Source organism: Mesorhizobium sp. Arg314, from assembly GCF_053714275.1.
Window position 1 is genome coordinate 1 of record NZ_JBSKBP010000158.1, and the last position, 1606, is coordinate 1606.

General features: G+C 57.3%; 2 protein-coding genes. One reads left to right on the forward strand and one right to left on the reverse strand.

From position 1 onward, the window contains the following. Window positions 1-165: 165 nt before the first annotated feature. Window positions 166-306 carry a hypothetical protein gene (locus tag ACWGS9_RS34785; RefSeq protein WP_454509429.1) on the forward strand — a complete coding sequence of 47 codons (141 nt, stop codon included), beginning with the start codon at window positions 166-168 and terminating at the stop codon, window positions 304-306. A 613-nt stretch (window positions 307-919) separates the two neighbouring features. On the opposite strand, the gene ACWGS9_RS34790 is transcribed toward ACWGS9_RS34785, so the two are convergent. Next, a partial coding sequence (locus ACWGS9_RS34790) for a hypothetical protein (protein ID WP_454509430.1) occupies window positions 920-1606 on the reverse strand: 687 nt, incomplete at its 5' end.

Sequence of the window (1606 nt, forward strand, 5' to 3'; positions counted from 1 at the left end):
GCATCGGCCGGCCGACACTTCAACGTCATCCGCTTCCTTGTCCCGCTGGTCCTGACGGATGCGCTCGTCGACGAAGCCCTGGGCATCATCGACGAATCGATCGACGTCGCGCTCGAGAGCGAGCTTGCTCCCGCAAAGGCAGCCGCTCAGGCCAGGTGAGACCTCATGAACTTTGCTGATCCCTCAGAGGCACTTGCACTGGCAGGTGAATTCCGTCGTGCACCGTTCGGGCATCACAGCCCGAACCTGCAGAAGCTCCTGCGCATGTTTCGCAGTCTTCCAATCGCCGGAAAACATGCCTTGTGACTCACGGCGTACCCGGCGCGCGAATTCACTGGGCGGGTGTCTTTCTCTGCCCAGCGATGCGCATTTGCCTTGTCGGGCACATGATCCGCTCAACGACTTAGGTCAGGACTGGGCGAACGACTCACCTTTGCGCTTCTACAAAAATCCTGACAACCACCACCATGCCGATCCAACGTCTTTGGCATTGCAATTGCGATCCAGATTCCTGGAAAAGCGGCAGCGGCAGGTTTTTCTTTATATCGGAGACCGCGCTTGTTGCTGTTCAATGAATCGTGCGACTTAAGGAAATGAGGTCGTTGACGTCGGCCTCTGGCGCCCCGCGCGGGGAGGGTGGATCACGAGCGCGCACTTATCCCACCTCTGCTTACAGGATACGAGGTGCGCCAAGGCGGAGAACCCGCAATGGGAAGGCGCGAGACACAGAAGTAGATGCGTCGCCCGGCGCGAAGAGCAGTGGCACCTCCGCGGTCGCTGCAACTGAAGAGATATGTCTCGAACCCGGCCAGGTAAGCTATCGCATCGACTATCGCCAAGACGGCTCAAGGACCCAGTCAAAAGGTTGCGTCGCCCCAGTCTGAAAGCCGTTCTCTCGATCGGTCGCTTGGCAGGGAACTCACGACCCACGATGCCCGCTGGATATTGTGACGAGCGCTTCACAGATGGGCCCCTGCGACACGCCATCGATAAAAACCTCGGCAACCAACAGCCTGCGGGTTGAATCCTCACGCGATGGTGCGGTCGCCCGGAGAAATATGTCGCCTTGCTCTGCCGGTGCAAGCGTGACGCCTTGCACTTCGGCGTGCGGCCGCCAACCAAATGCCGGCAATAGGCGAGCTTCATAGAGGGCGTTGCGATTCAGGTTGTTTCGGATCCTGACAGTGTATGTGACTTCGCTGTTCGGGCTTGCCTTTGAAACATATGGCAGCATTCGCGCCCAAAAAAGATCAATGAAATGGTCCGCGGGTTCGCTTACCACATCGCGGAAAGCTGTCTCCTTCCGCTGGATATAGCCCATATACTCGGCGATTTCTGAGTCATTCATCTCAATCAGGGGCCCGTGGCCGGGACACAGGAGATCGGGCTTCGTAGCCTGCAACACGTCTGCACAACGACGATGCATTTCCAATTGGAAGCTGTTGCGCATCACAGTTAGCTGGACAGGGATCTGGCGATCAATTCCTCCAGTGTGAGGATTGCAGAGAGCGATACTGTCACCGCTAAAGAGTCGCCCGTGAACTATGCGCAAGCCGTTGATCTGACTTGTTGAATGAGGAAGATCGCGGGTTTGGCATTGCAGGAT

Coding starts and splice junctions, on each gene's coding strand:
- ACWGS9_RS34785 (WP_454509429.1), top strand. CDS start 166: ATGAACTTTGCTGATCCCTCAGAGGCACTTGCACTGGCAGGTGAATTC.